At 42.8% G+C, this 17693-nt stretch carries 14 protein-coding genes and 2 tRNA genes; 1 reads left to right on the plus strand and 15 read right to left on the minus strand.

Annotation, left to right across the window (positions count from 1 at the left end):
* Positions 1-99: 99 nt before the first annotated feature.
* The 14 genes from PSE69_RS15795 to gpt all read right to left on the minus strand — a co-directional run bounded on the left by PSE69_RS15795 (position 100) and on the right by gpt (position 14811).
* Positions 100-176, minus strand: a tRNA-Arg gene (locus tag PSE69_RS15795).
* Positions 177-187: 11 nt separating this feature from the next.
* A tRNA-Ser gene (locus PSE69_RS15800) sits at positions 188-280 on the minus strand.
* 413 nt (positions 281-693) lie between these two features.
* Positions 694-879 carry a carbon storage regulator CsrA gene (csrA, locus tag PSE69_RS15805; protein ID WP_004264815.1) on the minus strand — a complete coding sequence of 62 codons (186 nt, stop codon included), beginning with the start codon at positions 877-879 and terminating at the stop codon, positions 694-696.
* A 227-nt stretch (positions 880-1106) separates the two neighbouring features.
* A complete protein-coding gene (gene alaS / locus PSE69_RS15810) occupies positions 1107-3737 on the minus strand; it encodes an alanine--tRNA ligase (RefSeq protein WP_014656657.1) in 2631 nt (876 codons plus the stop codon).
* 451 nt (positions 3738-4188) lie between these two features.
* Complete coding sequence (gene recA / locus PSE69_RS15815) at positions 4189-5256, minus strand: recombinase RecA (protein ID WP_014656658.1); 1068 nt, start codon at positions 5254-5256, stop codon at positions 4189-4191.
* A 106-nt stretch (positions 5257-5362) separates the two neighbouring features.
* Positions 5363-5866 (minus strand): nicotinamide-nucleotide amidase, encoded by a 504-nt coding sequence (pncC, locus tag PSE69_RS15820; RefSeq protein ID WP_036941514.1) that lies wholly within the window; start codon positions 5864-5866, stop codon positions 5363-5365.
* A gap of 22 nt (positions 5867-5888) precedes the next feature.
* The gene (lplT, locus tag PSE69_RS15825; RefSeq protein WP_004923175.1) at positions 5889-7079 is read right to left on the minus strand and encodes a lysophospholipid transporter LplT; all 1191 of its coding nucleotides are present in this window, start codon (positions 7077-7079) and stop codon (positions 5889-5891) included.
* Between the two features lie 4 nt (positions 7080-7083).
* Complete coding sequence (gene aas / locus PSE69_RS15830) at positions 7084-9228, minus strand: bifunctional acyl-ACP--phospholipid O-acyltransferase/long-chain-fatty-acid--ACP ligase (protein ID WP_036941520.1); 2145 nt, start codon at positions 9226-9228, stop codon at positions 7084-7086.
* A 111-nt stretch (positions 9229-9339) separates the two neighbouring features.
* Complete coding sequence (gene aroL, locus PSE69_RS15835) at positions 9340-9837, minus strand: shikimate kinase AroL (protein WP_004923298.1); 498 nt, start codon at positions 9835-9837, stop codon at positions 9340-9342.
* Between the two features lie 133 nt (positions 9838-9970).
* Positions 9971-11224, minus strand: a complete 1254-nt coding sequence (gene proA, locus PSE69_RS15840) for a glutamate-5-semialdehyde dehydrogenase (protein WP_004923180.1) — start codon at positions 11222-11224, stop codon at positions 9971-9973.
* Positions 11225-11226: 2 nt separating this feature from the next.
* Positions 11227-12330: a glutamate 5-kinase gene (gene proB, locus PSE69_RS15845; RefSeq protein WP_014656662.1), complete on the minus strand. Its 1104-nt coding sequence runs from the start codon at positions 12328-12330 to the stop codon at positions 11227-11229.
* A gap of 115 nt (positions 12331-12445) precedes the next feature.
* Positions 12446-12847, minus strand: coding sequence for a sigma factor-binding protein Crl (gene crl, locus PSE69_RS15850; protein ID WP_004923183.1), 402 nt, complete (start codon positions 12845-12847; stop codon positions 12446-12448).
* A 70-nt stretch (positions 12848-12917) separates the two neighbouring features.
* Positions 12918-14168 (minus strand): esterase FrsA, encoded by a 1251-nt coding sequence (gene frsA, locus PSE69_RS15855; protein ID WP_121875001.1) that lies wholly within the window; start codon positions 14166-14168, stop codon positions 12918-12920.
* 178 nt (positions 14169-14346) lie between these two features.
* Positions 14347-14811, minus strand: coding sequence for a xanthine phosphoribosyltransferase (gene gpt / locus PSE69_RS15860; protein WP_004923189.1), 465 nt, complete (start codon positions 14809-14811; stop codon positions 14347-14349).
* Between the two features lie 262 nt (positions 14812-15073).
* Here gpt and pepD point away from each other — a divergent pair, with 262 nt between their 5' ends.
* The gene (gene pepD, locus PSE69_RS15865; protein WP_004923192.1) at positions 15074-16534 is read left to right on the plus strand and encodes a beta-Ala-His dipeptidase; all 1461 of its coding nucleotides are present in this window, start codon (positions 15074-15076) and stop codon (positions 16532-16534) included.
* Positions 16535-16607: 73 nt separating this feature from the next.
* On the opposite strand, the gene dinB is transcribed toward pepD, so the two are convergent.
* Entirely contained in the window at positions 16608-17663 is a 1056-nt protein-coding gene (gene dinB / locus PSE69_RS15870; protein ID WP_121875003.1) for a DNA polymerase IV, read from the minus strand.
* Positions 17664-17693 lie beyond the last annotated feature (30 nt).

A 17693-nucleotide genomic window follows, 5' to 3' on the forward strand; every position in this document is an offset into this window, starting at 1 on the left:
CATTACAATATCAAACTCTACACTTCTCAATGACTACTGTTGTTTCAGTTCTTAAAAACCAAAACGCAACCCCACCAGCTTTACTTATAGGGTTAAATATGGTGCATCCGGGAGGATTCGAACCTCCGACCGCTCGGTTCGTAGCCGAGTACTCTATCCAGCTGAGCTACGGATGCAGCTTCTAAAATGGCGGTGAGGGAGGGATTCGAACCCTCGATGCAGCTTTTGACCGCATACTCCCTTAGCAGGGGAGCGCCTTCAGCCTCTCGGCCACCTCACCGTTTTTAGTCACAGGCGATTTGTTTTTGACATCTCGTCTCTGTGTGGCGCACATATTACTTTCCTCGCTTTAGAAGTCAAACAATTTTTCCAAACTTTTTACTTTTCAATGATCGTTTGCACATTTCACAAGCAAGATGATTAGTTTAGCATCGAAAATCATATTCATCACGGGGTAATTTCACAATTTTTAAGGTCGTAAAAAAACGACTCATTGTGAAATTCTATCGTGAAAATATGCTAGCAAAACATGTTAATCATCATATGCAGTGCAAGAGAAGTGGTAAGGGCCATAGAATAAAAGGCCAATTAGCCACAGGGAAGCGAGAAAAAATTAAATATAGGAAGGGATATAGATAAAAGACAAGCGTCCATCTTTGCTGTGTGGGTCAAGATATGGACGCTTATTCATTATTATTGATTGTCTGGTTGAGTCTTTTCAGCCTGGATCCGTTGATAAATTTCTTCACGGTGAACAGAAACTTCCTTTGGGGCATTGACACCAATACGAACTTGATTGCCTTTTACTCCCAGTACCGTAACTGTTACCTCATCGCCTATCATGAGTGTTTCACCAACTCGACGAGTCAGAATAAGCATTCTTTGCTCCTTGAAATATTAAAAGAGTCGGGTCTCTAGGTTTCCCCCGCTATTGTCCATCACACACCGTGAAAACGTAAAGCAATGATATACACCTAAAGCATTGATGCCATCAAGGCAATCATTTTTAATTATATACATACAAAATATAACACCACTTACAACACTTTAACAATGTTGCAACAGCGAAAGTTACCTCACGGTGTATGAGGTAACTTCCCCAGTAGCTAGAGCCGTGAAGACACCCAATCTTCTACACTTGCCATAGCTGTTGGTAACGCACTCACATCCGTACCACCAGCCTGAGCCATGTCTGGGCGCCCACCGCCTTTACCACCGACTTGTTGAGCAACATAGGATATCAAATCACCCGCCTTTATTTTAGCAGTCAAATCATTAGTTACACCAACAATTATACTGACTTTATCACCACTTGTTGTTGAAAGCACGATAATCGCTGATTTCAACTGATTTTTGAGATCATCAACCATGGTTCTCAAAAGCTTAGGTTCAGTATTATTTAATTGACTAACAAGTAATTTAACGCCTTTGATATCTTTTGCTTTGCTACTTAGTGAAGCACTTTCTTGCGATGCTTGTTGATCTTTTAATTGCAAAATCTCTTTTTCTAGCTGACGAGATTTTTCCAATGCAGACTTAACTTTTTCAACTAAGCTACTCATATCGCCTTTGAGAAGATGAGCTATCGCATTAAGTTGCTCTGACTGGCTATGAACACTTTCCAATGCGCTCTCACCTGTTGTCGCTTCAATACGACGCACACCTGCCGCTGTACCAGACTCACTGAGGATACGGAACAAACCAATATCACCAGTACGGCTTGCATGCGTACCACCACAAAGTTCGATAGAGAAATCACCGCCCATACTCAGAACACGTACGCGCTCTTCGTATTTCTCACCGAATAGTGCCATCGCACCTTTCGCTTTTGCACTCTCTAAATCCATAAGTTCCGTTTCAATTGGTGTATTCTTACGAATTTGTGCGTTAACGATATCTTCAACTTCGCGCAACTGAGCGGCTGTCATAGCCTCAAAATGTGAGAAGTCAAAGCGCAAGTATTTATCATTAACTAAAGAGCCTTTTTGTGACACATGCTCACCTAGCACTTGACGTAAAGCGGCATGTAACAAGTGAGTCGCTGAGTGATTCAGACGGATTGCATCACGTCTTTCCACATCGATTTTGGCATCAATACGATGATTAATCACCAAAGAGCCTGATTCTACCTTACCAATATGACCAATCGCTTGACCATATTTTTGGGTATCCGTCACGATAAAGCTACCGCTATCATTACGCAACAAACCTGTATCACCGACTTGACCACCTGATTCTGCGTAAAACGCCGTTTTATCAAGGATCACCAAACCTTCTTCACCTGCGTTCAGGGAATCGACTGGCTGGCCATTTTTATAGATGGCAGTTATTGTTGCTAATTGTTCATTATAGGCATAACCAGAAAATTCGCTGTGCTTTTCGACCTTAATCAGTGAATTATAGTCAGTACCAAAGCCACTTGATTCTCTAGCACGACGACGCTGGTCTTCCATTGCGCGCTCAAAGCCTTCTTCGTCAACCTTAATATTACGTTCACGACACACATCAGCGGTTAAATCCATCGGGAAACCGTATGTATCATATAAACGGAATACCGTTTCACCATCTAAGGTATCCCCTTTAAGGGCTGCTAGTTCTTCATCAAGTAGCTGTAGGCCGCGCTCTAAGGTACGAGCGAACTGTTCTTCTTCAGTTTTAAGTACTTTTTCAACAGTAGATTGCTGACGAGCCAGTTCATCCGCTGCGGACCCCATAACGTTAATGAGTGGCGCCACTAGTTTGTAGAAGAAAGTGTCTTTTGCTCCCAGCATATAACCATGACGTACTGCACGGCGAATAATACGGCGCAATACATAACCACGACCTTCGTTGGATGGAATAACACCATCACTCACGAGGAATGCACAAGAACGGATATGGTCAGCAATGACACGAAGTGATTTATTTGAAAGGTCGTTAGAACCTGTCGCTTTAGCGGCTGCTGCGATCAGCTCTTGGAAAATATCGATATCATAGTTAGAGTTGACATGCTGCAATACTGCCGCAATACGTTCAAGCCCCATCCCTGTATCCACTGACGGCTTAGGTAGTGGTTCCATCGTGCCATCGGATTGACGGTTAAACTGCATGAAAACGATGTTCCAGATTTCGATATAACGGTCACCATCTTCTTCAGGGCTTCCTGGAGGGCCACCCCAGATATGCTCACCATGATCATAGAAAATTTCGGTACATGGACCACAAGGACCTGTATCCCCCATCTGCCAGAAGTTATCAGATGCGTATGGCGCCCCTTTGTTATCACCAATACGGATAATACGATCTACAGGAATACCGACTTCTTTGTGCCAAATATCATAGGCCTCATCATCGGTCTCGTAGACGGTCACCCACAATTTTTCTTTTGGTAAGTTGAACCATTCTTTCCCAGTTAATAGCTCCCAAGCAAAGTTGATTGCATCATGTTTGAAGTAATCACCGAAGCTAAAGTTGCCAAGCATTTCAAAGAAAGTATGGTGGCGGGCTGTGTAGCCAACGTTTTCTAAATCGTTATGTTTACCACCTGCTCGCACACATCTTTGTGCTGTTGTCGCTCGGGAATATGCTCTTTTATCCAGACCAAGAAAAACATCTTTGAACTGGTTCATCCCTGCGTTAGTGAACAATAATGTTGGGTCATTGTTTGGCACTAGCGAACTGCTACTGACCACCTGATGACCTTTTGTATGAAAAAAGTCGAGAAACGCTTGACGGATCTCAGCGGTGCTTTTACTCATAATTATCCCGATTTCAAGCTGGAAACTGAATTACGAATTGTTGAGATGGAATGTAACATCACCTCTAATCAACTCTCCGATTAAAAAGTGACTGATAAGATAAAGTCTCTTTGTGTAGAAGTAAAATTTATACTCTTCATACTTCAAGTTGTAGCATGGTTGACTATGTTCACTCGTCCTAGTTACAGACATGATACATGTTCTTAGCGACTTATTTTTTTGTCGCCTCGCTGCGCCTTGAATTTTTTGTAGTATAGATACATCCATTCGTGGCTTTCATTGTAAAGCGTCTGAATATTTTCTGAAAGTATGTTTATACCTTTCAATGGGCTATTTTTCCACAGAAAAACCATTGTTCATCCCATTATAGCTCAAATGGAAAACAAAAAAACGCCACTCATTTTAGAGTGGCGTTTATAATCTTCTTATTTATCAAACTAATAAGTTCGTATTAAAATTCTTCTGGTGTCTCATCTTCATCAGTTTCACTGATATAGTCAGCCGCCGCACTGCTAAACTCACCAGTATGCGTTAAAAGCATTTCACGCAATTTTTTATCGAGTTCTTCTGCAATTTCCCGATGCTCTTTCAGATACGTTGTCGCGTTTGCTTTACCTTGACCGATTTTATCACCGTTATAGCTATACCAAGCACCGGCTTTTTCAATCAACTTATGTTTAACACCTAAGTCGATCAATTCACCATAGGTGTTAATGCCTTCACCATAAAGGATTTGGAATTCAGCCTGTTTAAATGGCGCTGCAACTTTGTTTTTAACAACTTTAACGCGTGTTTCACTACCTACAATTTCTTCACCATTTTTGACAGCACCGATACGGCGAATATCTAAACGAACAGAAGCGTAGAATTTCAGAGCGTTACCACCTGTAGTGGTTTCAGGGTTACCAAACATAACGCCAATCTTCATACGGATTTGGTTAATGAAGATTAAAAGTGTATTCGAGTTCTTTAAGTTACCCGCTAATTTACGCATCGCTTGGCTCATCATACGAGCCGCTAAGCCCATGTGTGAGTCACCGATTTCACCTTCAATTTCAGCTTTTGGTGTTAATGCGGCCACGGAGTCAACGATAATGACATCAACAGCGCCTGAACGCGTCAGTGCATCACAAATCTCTAATGCTTGCTCACCAGTATCAGGTTGAGAACATAGAAGGTTATCGATATCAACACCCAGTTTTTTCGCATAGATTGGATCTAGTGCATGTTCAGCGTCGATAAATGCACAGGTTTTTCCGCTACGTTGTGCTGCTGCAATAACTTGCAACGTGAGTGTTGTTTTACCAGAAGATTCAGGACCATAAATTTCGACAATACGCCCTAATGGCAAACCACCTGCACCTAAAGCCACATCAAGAGATAAAGAGCCTGTTGAAATAGTTTCTACGTCCATTGAGCGGTCTTCACCAAGACGCATGATAGAGCCTTTACCAAATTGCTTTTCAATTTGACCTAACGCTGCAGCTAATGCCTTTTGTTTGTTTTCATCGATAGCCATGTTCACTCCCTTTGGTGCAATGGACTCTCCCACTGCAAATAGAACGATTGAATTCGGTTTGTTGATGATAAGTATACTGTATAATCATACAGTATCAAGAAGATTTTTAACTTAACATTTGTAAAAGTGTTTCAAGTGCATAAGCGGTTGATTGTAAACGAACTGCATTTCTATCACCTTGGAACACACAATGCTTAGTCGTAATATTAACAGTACCTGTAGAGTGTTTTTGAGCAAATCCAAACCAAACAGTACCAACCGGTTTTTCCTCACTACCGCCACCGGGACCTGCGATACCGCTGACGGAAACCGCCACATCAGCAGCGGCTTCTTTAAGTGCACCAAGCGCCATCTCCGAAACGACTTGCTCACTCACTGCGCCATACTTCTGCAATGAGGCTTCTGTCACACCGATCATCTGGTGTTTTGCCTCATTACTGTATGTCACAAACCCTCTATGAAAGTAATCCGAACTACCGGCAATATCCGTCAATACTTTTGCAATCCACCCGCCGGTACATGACTCCGCACAGGTTATCGTTTTACCTTGTTTTTTGAGGAGCTGACCAAGCTGAACGCTTAATGTTTCGAGATAACTTTCATTTTTCATTTGATTGTTTACCTTTACATGCCTATTTTTTGCGTGCGCGATCCCAGATCCACAACCCAGCAATTGCGATAGCAAATACCGAGCCAAAGCCAATACCGACACTAATCACAGACAACCCAGCTTTCATTGCCAGTGAATATAGCCCTAACATAATAAGCATGGCGCTATTTTCACCTAGGTTTTGCACCGCTATCGCGTTACCAGCCCCAACCGTTTCCTTACCTTTTTCTTGCAGTAACGCATTGAGAGGAACTACAAATAGCCCACCAAAAATCCCTAATACAGCCAAGATGGCGTAAGAAGGCATGAGTTTAGTTTGCAGAGCAAGTAATATCACCATAACGCCAATCACAATCCCTGCGGGAATACAGCGTGATACGGTTTTTAATGTAATAAATTTTGCGGCAAGCCCCGCTCCCACGACAATACCGACGGCAACCGCGGCATTTAGGTAGGTTGGCGTTGCATTATCTTGTAAGCCTAATGCGATAGGAACCCATGCCACTAATAAGAAGCGTAAAGTGACACCCGCGCCCCAAAACATACTAGTTCCGACCAATGAAAAGCGGCTTTCTTGGTTTGCCCACAGCGTGCGGCAGGCTGTCCAAAAATCAATAAATAGTTTTTTAAAATGCCAGCCTTTACCAGGGCGAGCGGCAACTAATCGAGGAATATAAAAATTGGCAATTACCGCTAACGCATAAAGCACAGCACAGGTCGCAAGGGCTAATATTAGGCTAACATCAGATAAAATACCGCCAACAACTGAGCCAACTAATATAGCGGCGATTGTTGATGCTTCCATAACGCCGTTTGCTTTTACTAAGTTATCGCCACTGGTTAGTTCACCTAAGATACCGTATTTTGCAGGGGAATATGATGCTGCGCCAATCCCAACAAGCCCATAACAAAGGAATGGGTTAAGACCCAAGCAGATCCCCAGCGCGCCAATAAACTTAAACAAGTTTGAAACTAACATGACACGCCCTTTCGAGAAGCGATCAGCAACTTGCCCTACAAATGGCGCTAAGATGATATAGGTAAATACAAAGACCATCTGTAATACGGGATGGCTCCATTCAGGATAAAACTCCGCTTTTAACTGGGCTAAAATGGCAAATAACAGCGCATTATCAGCAAAAGCGGAAAGAAACTGCGAAGCCAGAACCGCTTTCATCCCTCGGCTCATGAGTGGCGCATTGACATCTTGCATACCTTCAATCCTCTAACGCCATCTGTTTAAGCGTAACGAAATCTGTTTTACCCGTTCCCAGCACTGGTAACTCTTTTACAACACGAATATCCCGCGGCACAGCTAATTCGGTTAAGCCCTTACTTTTTGCGGCAGATGAAAGTGCACTTCTATCCAGCTCTTTATCTGTAGTAAACAGGACCAATGCCTCGCCTTTACTGCTATCCGGTTTCGTAACCACAGCATGATGGGCGTTTGGCGACAAACTGAATACCATCTGTTCAATACTTTCGAGTGAAACCATTTCACCAGCAAGCTTCGCAAATCTTTTGACACGGCCTTTAATCGTGCAGTAATTGAGTTCATCAAGTACGACGATATCACCTGTGTCATACCATCCTTCTTCTTGCTCACCATGCTGGTTTTCTGCCGATGGTTTTTCAAGAACGCCGGGCGCTTCAACACGCAAATACCCTTTCATGATATTTGGCCCTTTGAGTTGCAACTTGCCTCCATTTTCAATCCCGGAAATTGGGATAATACGGGAGTCCATTTGTGGCAATATTTGCCCTACCGTGCCTTCTTTAGAGGCCATCGGAACATTGATAGAGACAATAGGCGCACACTCAGTCACACCATAACCTTCAAGAATACGAATGCCGAATTTATCAAACCAAATCTTCTTGGTGCTATCTGATAATTTTTCGGCACCCGCAACAACATAGCGTAATCGTGCAAAATCATATTGATGAGCAAAACGTGCGTAGTTAGCCAAAAATGTTGATGTGCCAAATAACACAGTGCAATTTTTGTCATACACTAATTCAGGGATAACTCGGTAATGGAGTGGGCTTGGGTATAAAAAGACCCGGCTTCCTGAAAAGAGAGGAATAAATAGCCCAACCGTTAACCCAAAAGCGTGAAAGAGTGGCAACGATGACATAAAACGGTCACGAGGCGTAAAGTCTGCGATGGTTTTAATTTGCTCAACGTTTGCCATAAGGCTAGCGTGGCTGTGCACAACCCCTTTTGGCGTGCCTTCTGAACCAGAAGTAAACAGTACTAATGCTTCATCTTCAGCCTTACGAGGAATCACGGCCTTAGCTGGCATTAATAGGTGTTTAACTATCCATAATTTATCTTGCCAAGTTACGGTATCTTTTAAATCTTCAAGGTAAATCCAATTTGCTTCAGTAACTTGCTCTGGAATATGGGTTAAATTGCCTTTTTCAAGAAATTGTCGTGACGTAAAGATAACTTTTGCTTGAGAAGCTTTAAGTGCATTACGAATACCATGGCTACCCGCCGTATAATTCAGCATGGCAGGAACTCGTCCACGCATTAAAGCCCCGAAAATAGCGGCCGCCGTCACTGTTGTATTTGGTAATAATAGGCCAATACGCTCATTTTCATGGGTATAACGTTCGATTATTCGCCCAACGCCTAACGATTTTTTCAACAGCGTTTGGTAGTTATCTTCTTTAAAATTAATATCTTCAATACATGGCGAACGGCGCCCAAAGCGTTTTACGCTCTGAATAAATTCTTCAACCAGTGTGACTTGAGGACGGCAAGCCATACGTGCTGACTTCATAATGCTATATAAATGAATACCGGCTAAACGACGGCGTTCAATCGCTTTTGCCGCTTCAGGCATAGGGATAGTTTCAGCGGGTAAAATATGCAGAGTGATTTGAGGAAACCATTTCAAAGGAATAATACCTTTTAGGCGGCTAAAATAACTCCTTTCAGCGCCTTCAATGCGAATAGGTACCACTTTTGCCCCTGATTTTGCCGCAACAAATGCCGCACCGTCATAAATTTTCATCAGCGAGCCGTGAACGCTGATACGCCCTTCAGGGAAAATAACGATTGGACGGCCTTTTTCAACTTCTTTGACTAGTTTGCGGATCCCCAGAGGGTTTGCCGGATCAAGAGGAACAATATCAGCATAAGGTTTTAGTAGTTTGATCATTCTCGGTGTTGCAACAGTCGAATAAACTGCAAACACAGGTTTGATAGGTAAAAACAGCGCAATTAATATCCCATCAATGAATGAAACATGGTTAGGTGTAATTAGACATTTGTCTTGATATAACTCTTTTTCGTCTCCCAGTACGCGGATACGAAATAAAAATCTAAGTACTGCCCTGAGCATATTTGCCAGCATAATAAATCCCTATGTTTTGTCTTCTTTTATCATTCCAACAGATAATTATGTCTTGAAAACCAGAATTAAGCTAAGTAGTTTACTCCTAAAGTGCCTTGAAGCACGATGCTTTTAAGCCAAATTTGTTAATTGAGTGATAATTGTCTCGACGGGCAGCTCCGCATCAATCACATAATGTGCGGTTGCTTGATAAAGAGGCTCCCTTTGTGACATGACCTCTTCAATTTCTTCTAATATTGATTTGCCTGTTAAGCTTGGACGTTGATCAGCTTGCGGCTCTGCTGCTAGTCTCGCCGCCAAAACCTCTGGTTTCGCGCTCAAATAGATCACCGTGCCATTATCACGCATCACACGTTGGTTTTCTTCAGATAGGATAATGCCGCCCCCCGTCGATACCACGGCATCTGGATCGGCTATCGATTTTAATACTTCACTTTCTAAGTGACGAAAGTATTCCCAGCCATGTTGTTCTACTATCCGCGCAATACTGGTTCCTGCACGTTCAACAATCAATTTATCGGTATCAATGAATTGACATGCTTTATAATCAGCCAATCGCCTACCGATTGTTGTTTTCCCTGAACCTCTCGGACCTATTATGTAAAACATTTTGATTCATCCCATTGTCATGATCATTACGAGGCATACGCTACGCGTTATAGATTTTTTAGTCTCAAAACAACCAATAATCATAAAAACAAAGCCACACGCTAAGTGTGGCCTAATTATTATTATTTGACTTTTAAGCTCGGTTAAGGAAGTCTCCATAACCAATCCATTTGTATGTCGTCAAGGCATCTAATCCCATTGGACCACGAGAATGCAGTTTTTGTGTACTCACAGCAACTTCAGCGCCTAGTCCAAATTGACCTCCGTCGGTAAACCGAGTACTTGCATTGACATACACTGCCGCAGAATCTACACGTAGGACAAAGTAGTCAGCTTGGCGGATAGATTCCGTTAAAATAGCATCGGAGTGTGCGGTGCCATAGGTTCGAATATGGTCGATTGCCGCATCAATTCCCGAGACAATTTCAACATTCAGATCGAGTGATAACCACTCATCCACTAAGTTTTCAGGCGTGACATCGACCACTTTTGCAGGCCCTTTTTGCAAGTACGGCATAGCTTGCTTGCTGGCATGTAAAGTGACCTGCTGTTCAGCCATTTTTTGGCTTAGTAGAGGTAAAAACGCCGCCGCAATTTTTTCATGAACCAATACGGTTTCAAGTGAATTACAAGCGCTTGGACGTTGGACTTTTGCATTAATCAGCACGTTGATTGCTTTATCAAAATCAACTGATTCATCAACAAATGTGTGACAAACACCAATCCCACCGGTGATCACAGGGATCGTCGATTGCTCACGACACAATTTATGTAGCCCTGCTCCACCTCTTGGGATCAGCATATCAACATAACGATCTAATTTGAGTAGCTGCGCCACTAATTCACGATCAGGGTTATTAATCGCTTGAATAGCATTCGCCGATATGCCGCTATTTTTTAATGCTTTTTGGATCACGTCTGTGATAGCCAAATTGGTATTATGCGTTTCTTTACCACCACGTAAAATCGCCGCGTTACCTGTTTTTAAGCATAAAGCAGCCACGTCAACGGTCACATTTGGGCGAGCTTCATAGATCACCCCAACAACCCCTAGTGGCACACGGCGACGTTGTAAATTTAAACCGCTATCCAACAGATTGCCATCAATCACTTGCCCGACAGGATCGGCTAATTGGCACACTTTTCTAACATCATCCGCGATATTTTTTAGGCGCTCTGGCGTTAGTAATAAACGATCTTGCAGTGCAGGCGACATCCCATTTGCACGAGCTTGTTCTATGTCTTTTTCGTTAGCGGCAAGAATCGCTGCACTTTCTTGTTCCAGTAGATCAGCAATTTGCTCTAAAGCCGCATTTTTTTGTTTTGTACTTAATTGGGCGAGTTGCCATGAGGCTTCACGAGCCGATTTTCCCATTTGTTCTAACATAATTAACCCACTATCATATCGTCGCGGTGGACAGCTACAGAGCCATGTTCATAGCCCAGTATGCGGCCTATTTCCTGTGAATGATGGCCCGCAATCATTCTTAAAGCGTCACTATTATAATGAGTGACCCCGTGAGCAAGATCTTTACCTGCCATATTCCGTATCCGTACAACGGCACCACGGGAAAAATCACCTTCAATTTTTTTGATGCCTTTCGGCAGTAAGGAGCTTCCTTTTTCCATAATAGCAAGTTGAGCGCCATCATCGATATATATATCGCCAGCCGCTGGAGCACCAAAGATCCAACGCTTGCGGTTTTCCATTGGGTTTTTCTGCCCATAAAACCGCGTGCCTACTGGAATATCTTCAATCACCGCGTTGATCACATCTGGCTTATTACCTGCCGCAATAATGACATCTATTCCTGCTCTTCCTGCAACATCGGCGGCTTGCAACTTAGTTGCCATCCCCCCCGTCCCCAGACCAGTAACACTTCCCCCCGCCATTTCACGCAATTCATCATTGATGCCATACACTTCTGGGATCAGTTTTGCATTCGGGTTACTACGAGGGTCAGAATCAAATAACCCTTCAATATCTGTCAATAATAGCAATTTGTCAGCATCACCAAGGATAGCGGCAAGGGCTGATAAATTATCATTATCCCCCACTTTAATTTCAGCGGTTGCGACAGCATCATTCTCATTAATCACAGGCACAATGCCATTATCAAGCAGAGCCTGCAATGTATCTCGGGCATTCAAAAAGCGCTCTCTGTCTTCCAGATCGGCCCGTGTCAACAGCATCTGCCCAATATGAATACCATAAATAGAGAATAGACGTTCCCATAACTGAATAAGGCGGCTTTGCCCTACCGCTGCAAGAAGCTGCTTCGACGCGATTGTCGCTGGAAGCTCGGGGTAATTAAGGTGTTCACGACCAGCAGCGATAGCGCCAGACGTGACAATAATAATACGATGCCCTTTTTGATATTGTTGCGCACACTGCCTGACTAACTCAACAATATGAGCTTGGTTCAATTGCCGTGAGCCTCCGGTCAATACACTAGTGCCTAATTTAACAACAAGTGTCTGGCTATTTTTCATCATTTTTCTGCCATTAAAATTAATCAATACAAATTAGGTATCATTTTTATCAGTTGGAGCGCGTTATGCCAACAGGCATAACGCTAAATTCAACAAAAGTTGGCTTAAAACAATTTTATGCGCTTAATTCCAATTTAAATTCTGCCATTTTTGCGGAAGGAAACAAAGATAGCTCAAGCTCAGAAAGTTGTTTGGAAAGGGATTGATGGAAGGATATGAGGTTCTGCTCAATGATATCAAGGGTTGCATTATCTTTCAGTGGCTTATCTTGCCAAGTACCATGAACATTGTACAAACCCAAATGGTATGAATACTCAAATCCATCTTCATTTGGCGATAATAGCATCCACCAGCCCCAAAACTCGCGTCTTTCTGGTGCTGAATTGACATTAACGCAAACAGTCAGGCTATCGAAAAAATAGCAACCATCTAAACATTGCTTTTCTCGTAGATAAGGTCCTAAAGCAGAAAACTTCTTTAAATACTTCCCATTAGAGTAATCAGTAGGTAACGCCATGTAAGGATCTCCTTTTTGAGAAGATCCCTTTTTAACAAAAGTTAAAAAATAATCAAGTTATTAAATAAAATTAAACAATTTTACTTTTTAACCAATCTGTTGTTTCACTCAGTGACTTTTGGAAGTTTTCAAAAACAGGTGTCTCTGGCAGGGTTAATATATGGCTATCCATTGATGAACGCCTGATCAAATCGGATTCTGCTTTAGGACTATAAATATCACCTTTCCAATAAACCGACATCATAGGCACACCACAACGACGCCCTAAAAGCCCTTGATTTTTTAATGAATAGCAACTTAATTCATGCCGTAATGCCGCACCATCAACATGATAAATTCCTAAACGACTGGCGAAAACATCCAGCTCCATACGTGGAATATCGCGCTGATATTTTTCTTCATGCAATAAACTGTGTACAACTGGCCCTAAGACAGCGACAGCTTTGATTTTATCAGGGCACATATAGGCAAGCCTTAAAGCGACATTGGCGCCAAAGCGCAACCCAACAAGGCCAAAGCGTGTATGGTCTATCCATGGGATTGTGTTTAGCTGGCGAACCACTTGCTCATGGAGTTCACTGGTTTCTTGGGATAGCTTATATTTAATTGAATAGCCAATTGACGGCATATCTAATGTCAACATGGCAATACCAAGTGGCTCAAGGTAGTCACGGAAAAAACGGCAATAATCGATTTGTAAACTATCCAGCGTTCCACATACCATGACTGTCGGATAAGGCCCCTGACCCGTTGAAGGGATATGTAAAAAGCCACATACCTCTTTATTACCATCGACCTTAAACGCGATTTTTTTCAGTTTATAACGCGAAAATTGTGCGGCGCTATCATAGGCTTTGCATGCCAAGAGAATCGCTTGATCCGCTAATTCATCGCCTTTTATAAAAGGGTAAGCGGCAATACTGTACAAATTGGCAGCACGCAACCATGCCCGACTGGCTTTTTCTCCTCCTTCAAACTGCAAGGCTTTTTGTTGCCATTGCATGGCTTGATGAGACCACTCAAAGCACCAGTTACCGCGACGATTACCAATGATGGTATCAAGTAAATGTTCATCGCTACGTTCGGCTTCTGTTACCGCAATACGGCTCAAAACCTCTTCAATTTCTAAAGCGTCAATACCACGCCAAATCCACAACAAGCGATTGATCATACGATACCAGCCCGCGTGCTGGGCACCACTTAATGCCGAATGGCTATTGACAATAGGGGCGCTATAAGCGGAGTAAGAAACTAATGTTGATGTTTCAGTTTGCTTAACTTTTGGCTTGAACAGTTTTTCGGAGAGATTTTGTTGAGTCATCCTGATAACCTGTCGGTTGAGCTAAAATAAAAAGGGAATGCTATTGCATCCCCCTTATCATAACGTTTCGTGTTTAATTTTATTAGGTAATAATGTTTTAAGCATCATAATAAAGGGCACACCCCATATTAGCGCTATTTTTACCTGTCATTTAGATCTAACTCAAAACCGTTATGGTTTATTTATCTTGCTCACACAAAGGCTTTACAAACACCACGCCCATATCCCATGGCTGTTCAATCCACGTGTTTTGTGGAATATCAACGACATAATCATCCACCAATGGGCGGCCTGCTGGTTTTGCAAAAATTGTCACAAAATGTGCTTTCGGGTACATATCACGAATGGCTTTTGCAGTACCACCAGTGTCAACGAGGTCATCAATGACAATGAAACCTTCCCCATCACCTTCGGCACGTTTAATGACTTTCAATTCACGCTGGTTGTCATGGTCATAGCTGGAGATGCATACGGTATCAACATGGCGGATACCCAATTCACGTGCAAGAAGTGCACCTGGTACAAGGCCACCACGGCTAACCGCGATAATGCCGGTCCATTGTTCGACTGGTAATAAACGTTGTGCGAGTTTACGGGCATGTATTTGCAACATATCCCACGTTACGACATATTTTTCGCTCATAAAATTCGGGTCCCGACTGCTGAGTAATACTGAAATGTGTCTTGCGGAAAAAAGGTTGCGCGAGATTATAGTGATTTGACACAGCAAAAACCAGCAAAAACGGATAATTGTGATGAATTAATATGATTTACACTGACTATTTATAACAATTAGGTGTATGCTGAGAAAATCAATCGTGTGGCCTGAATATCTGTGCCACACCTTTTAAGCAGAATAAGTAGCTAAAAATAAATAAGACCAAAGTCGCTTAAGGAGATCTAACGTGTCTGAACTAGCCAAATTGTCACCACAGCCATTATGGGATATTTTTGCCAAAATTTGTTCAATTCCCCATCCTTCTCATCATGAAGAAGCGCTAGCAACACACATTATCGAATGGTCAAAACAAAAAGGGTTTCATGTAGAACGTGACCAAGTTGGTAATATCTTGATCCGCAAAGCGGCAACACCTGGCTATGAAAATCGTAAACCTGTTGTGCTGCAAGCACACTTAGATATGGTTCCGCAGAAAAATAATGACACGGTACATGATTTTACCAAAGATCCTATCCGCCCTTACGTTGATGGAGAGTGGGTCACGGCAGAAGGCACAACTTTAGGTGCAGATAACGGTATCGGAATGGCATCTACCCTTGCGGTGCTAGCAGATGATAGCGTTGAACATGGGCCACTTGAAGTACTGTTAACCATGACCGAAGAAACAGGCATGGACGGTGCTTTTGGCTTACAAGCAGGTTGGCTACAAGCGGATATTCTGATCAATACTGACTCAGAAGAAGAAGGCGAAATCTATATGGGTTGCGCGGGTGGTGTTGATTTTACAACAACATTTGACCTCACTCGTGAAGCCGTACCGCAAGGCTACAAAACCTTCACCATGACATTAAAAGGCTTAAAAGGCGGTCACTCTGGTGGTGATGTTCATTTAGGTTTAGGTAATGCTAACAAGCTGTTGGCACGCTTCCTTGCGGGCCACCAAGAAGAGCTTGGTTTAAAACTGTTAGAATTCACTGGGGGAACCGTTCGTAATGCTATCCCTCGTGAAGGGCATGTGATTATCGCTGTTCCAGCGGATAAAGTCGCTGAACTAACAGCCCTAAGAGCACGCTATGAAGACATCTTAAAAAATGAACTGGCCGTTGTTGAGCCAAACTTAGTTCTTTTATTAGAAGAAACTCAAAGCAACTTGAAAGCGCTGACTGAAGAGTGCCAAAAACGCTTTGTGTTCTTCTTAAATGCGGCGCCAAATGGCGTGATCCGCATGAGCGATGTCGCAAAAGGTGTGGTAGAAACCTCACTTAACGAAGGCGTTGTCACGATGACGGAAGAGAAAGCCGAAGTGATTTTCCTCGTTCGTTCATTAATCGACAGCGGTAAAAACTATGTCGTGAATATGCTGACATCGGTGAGCAAGCTCGCACAAGCACAATACCGTGCAGAAGGCAGCTACCCAGGTTGGCAACCCGATGCAGACTCACCCGTTATGCATTTAGTTAGCGAAACTTACCAAAAACTGTTTGGTAAAATTCCTAATGTAATGGTGATCCATGCAGGTCTGGAATGTGGTCTATTCAAGAAGCCTTACCCTGATATGGATATGGTCTCTATTGGGCCAACCATTCGTGGTGCGCACTCACCTGATGAGCGAGTACATATCGCCAGTGTTGGTGAATACTGGAAATTATTAACAGCGGTCTTAAAAGCGATCCCTGTTAAAAACTAATTGTTTCTTCAAATACCCGTCTTAATGAACGGTCTAGCTTTATGGGATCAGCGTCATTAATGGCGGGTGTTTTTTAGAAATCTAGTAATAATTGCCTTTCTATCTGTGGGCTTAATAACGTTACATGCAGGCCCACTAGCCTAACACCTCGATCTTTACGGCGGTGCTCCCACACTTGCTTAGCTAATGATATTAAGTCTTGCTTGTCTAAAATGGGATAAGCATGCTCTTGAGTTGTTTGCTGAAAGTCATTAAATTTCATTTTTATCCCTTGCCGAGCAATACGGCGGTCCGGTTTCACTTTCATAAGCCTGACTTCCAACTCTTCATATAATTGATTAAGTAATGGTAAGCAATCTTCCCAATGTTGAATATCTTCTGCCAGTGTGCGTTCGACACCAACAGATTTACGTAGCCTATCAGGATTGACTGAGCGTTCATCAATTCCATGGCAACGCTCCCACAGGACTTGACCAAATTTCCCCATCACTTTGATTAAGTTAACCACATCATAACCTTGTACATCACCACAAGTTTCTAGCCCCATATCGAGTAATTTTTGTGCGGTTACCTTCCCTACCCCAGGAATTTTCTTTAATGGCAATGACCAAACAAAGTCGGGCAACGCTTGAGGCGTGATCACGTATTGGCCATTCGGTTTATTTAGATCAGAAGCTATCTTGGCTAAAAACTTTATTGGGGCTATCCCTGCCGAAGCAGTGAGTTGCAGTTCATCAAAAATTTGCTGGCGAATGGCTTGGGCAATCAATGTCGCTGAGCTGTGGTAATGCTCACACTCACTGACATCCAAATAAGCTTCATCCCAAGAAAGAGGCTCTATTAAATCCGTATACTGGGAAAAGATTTTATGAATGTGTAAAGAGGTTTCTTTATAAAGGGCCATCCTACCCGGTACAACTTTCAGATGAGGGCACAACCTTAATGCAACCGCCGTTGACATGGCGCTATGTACGCCATAACGCCTCGCTTCATAATTCGCGGTACTGATGACACCACGGCGGTCAGCACTCCCACCGACGGCAATTGGAATATTGCGCAAACTTGGGTCATCACGCATTTCTATCGCTGCATAGAAGCAGTCCATATCGATATGAATTATTTTACGCATAGCAATCTGATCGACAAACAACACTGTTCA

It is taken from the genome of Providencia sp. PROV122 (genome assembly GCF_028482365.1).
Classification (GTDB): Bacteria; Pseudomonadota; Gammaproteobacteria; order Enterobacterales; family Enterobacteriaceae; genus Providencia; species Providencia stuartii.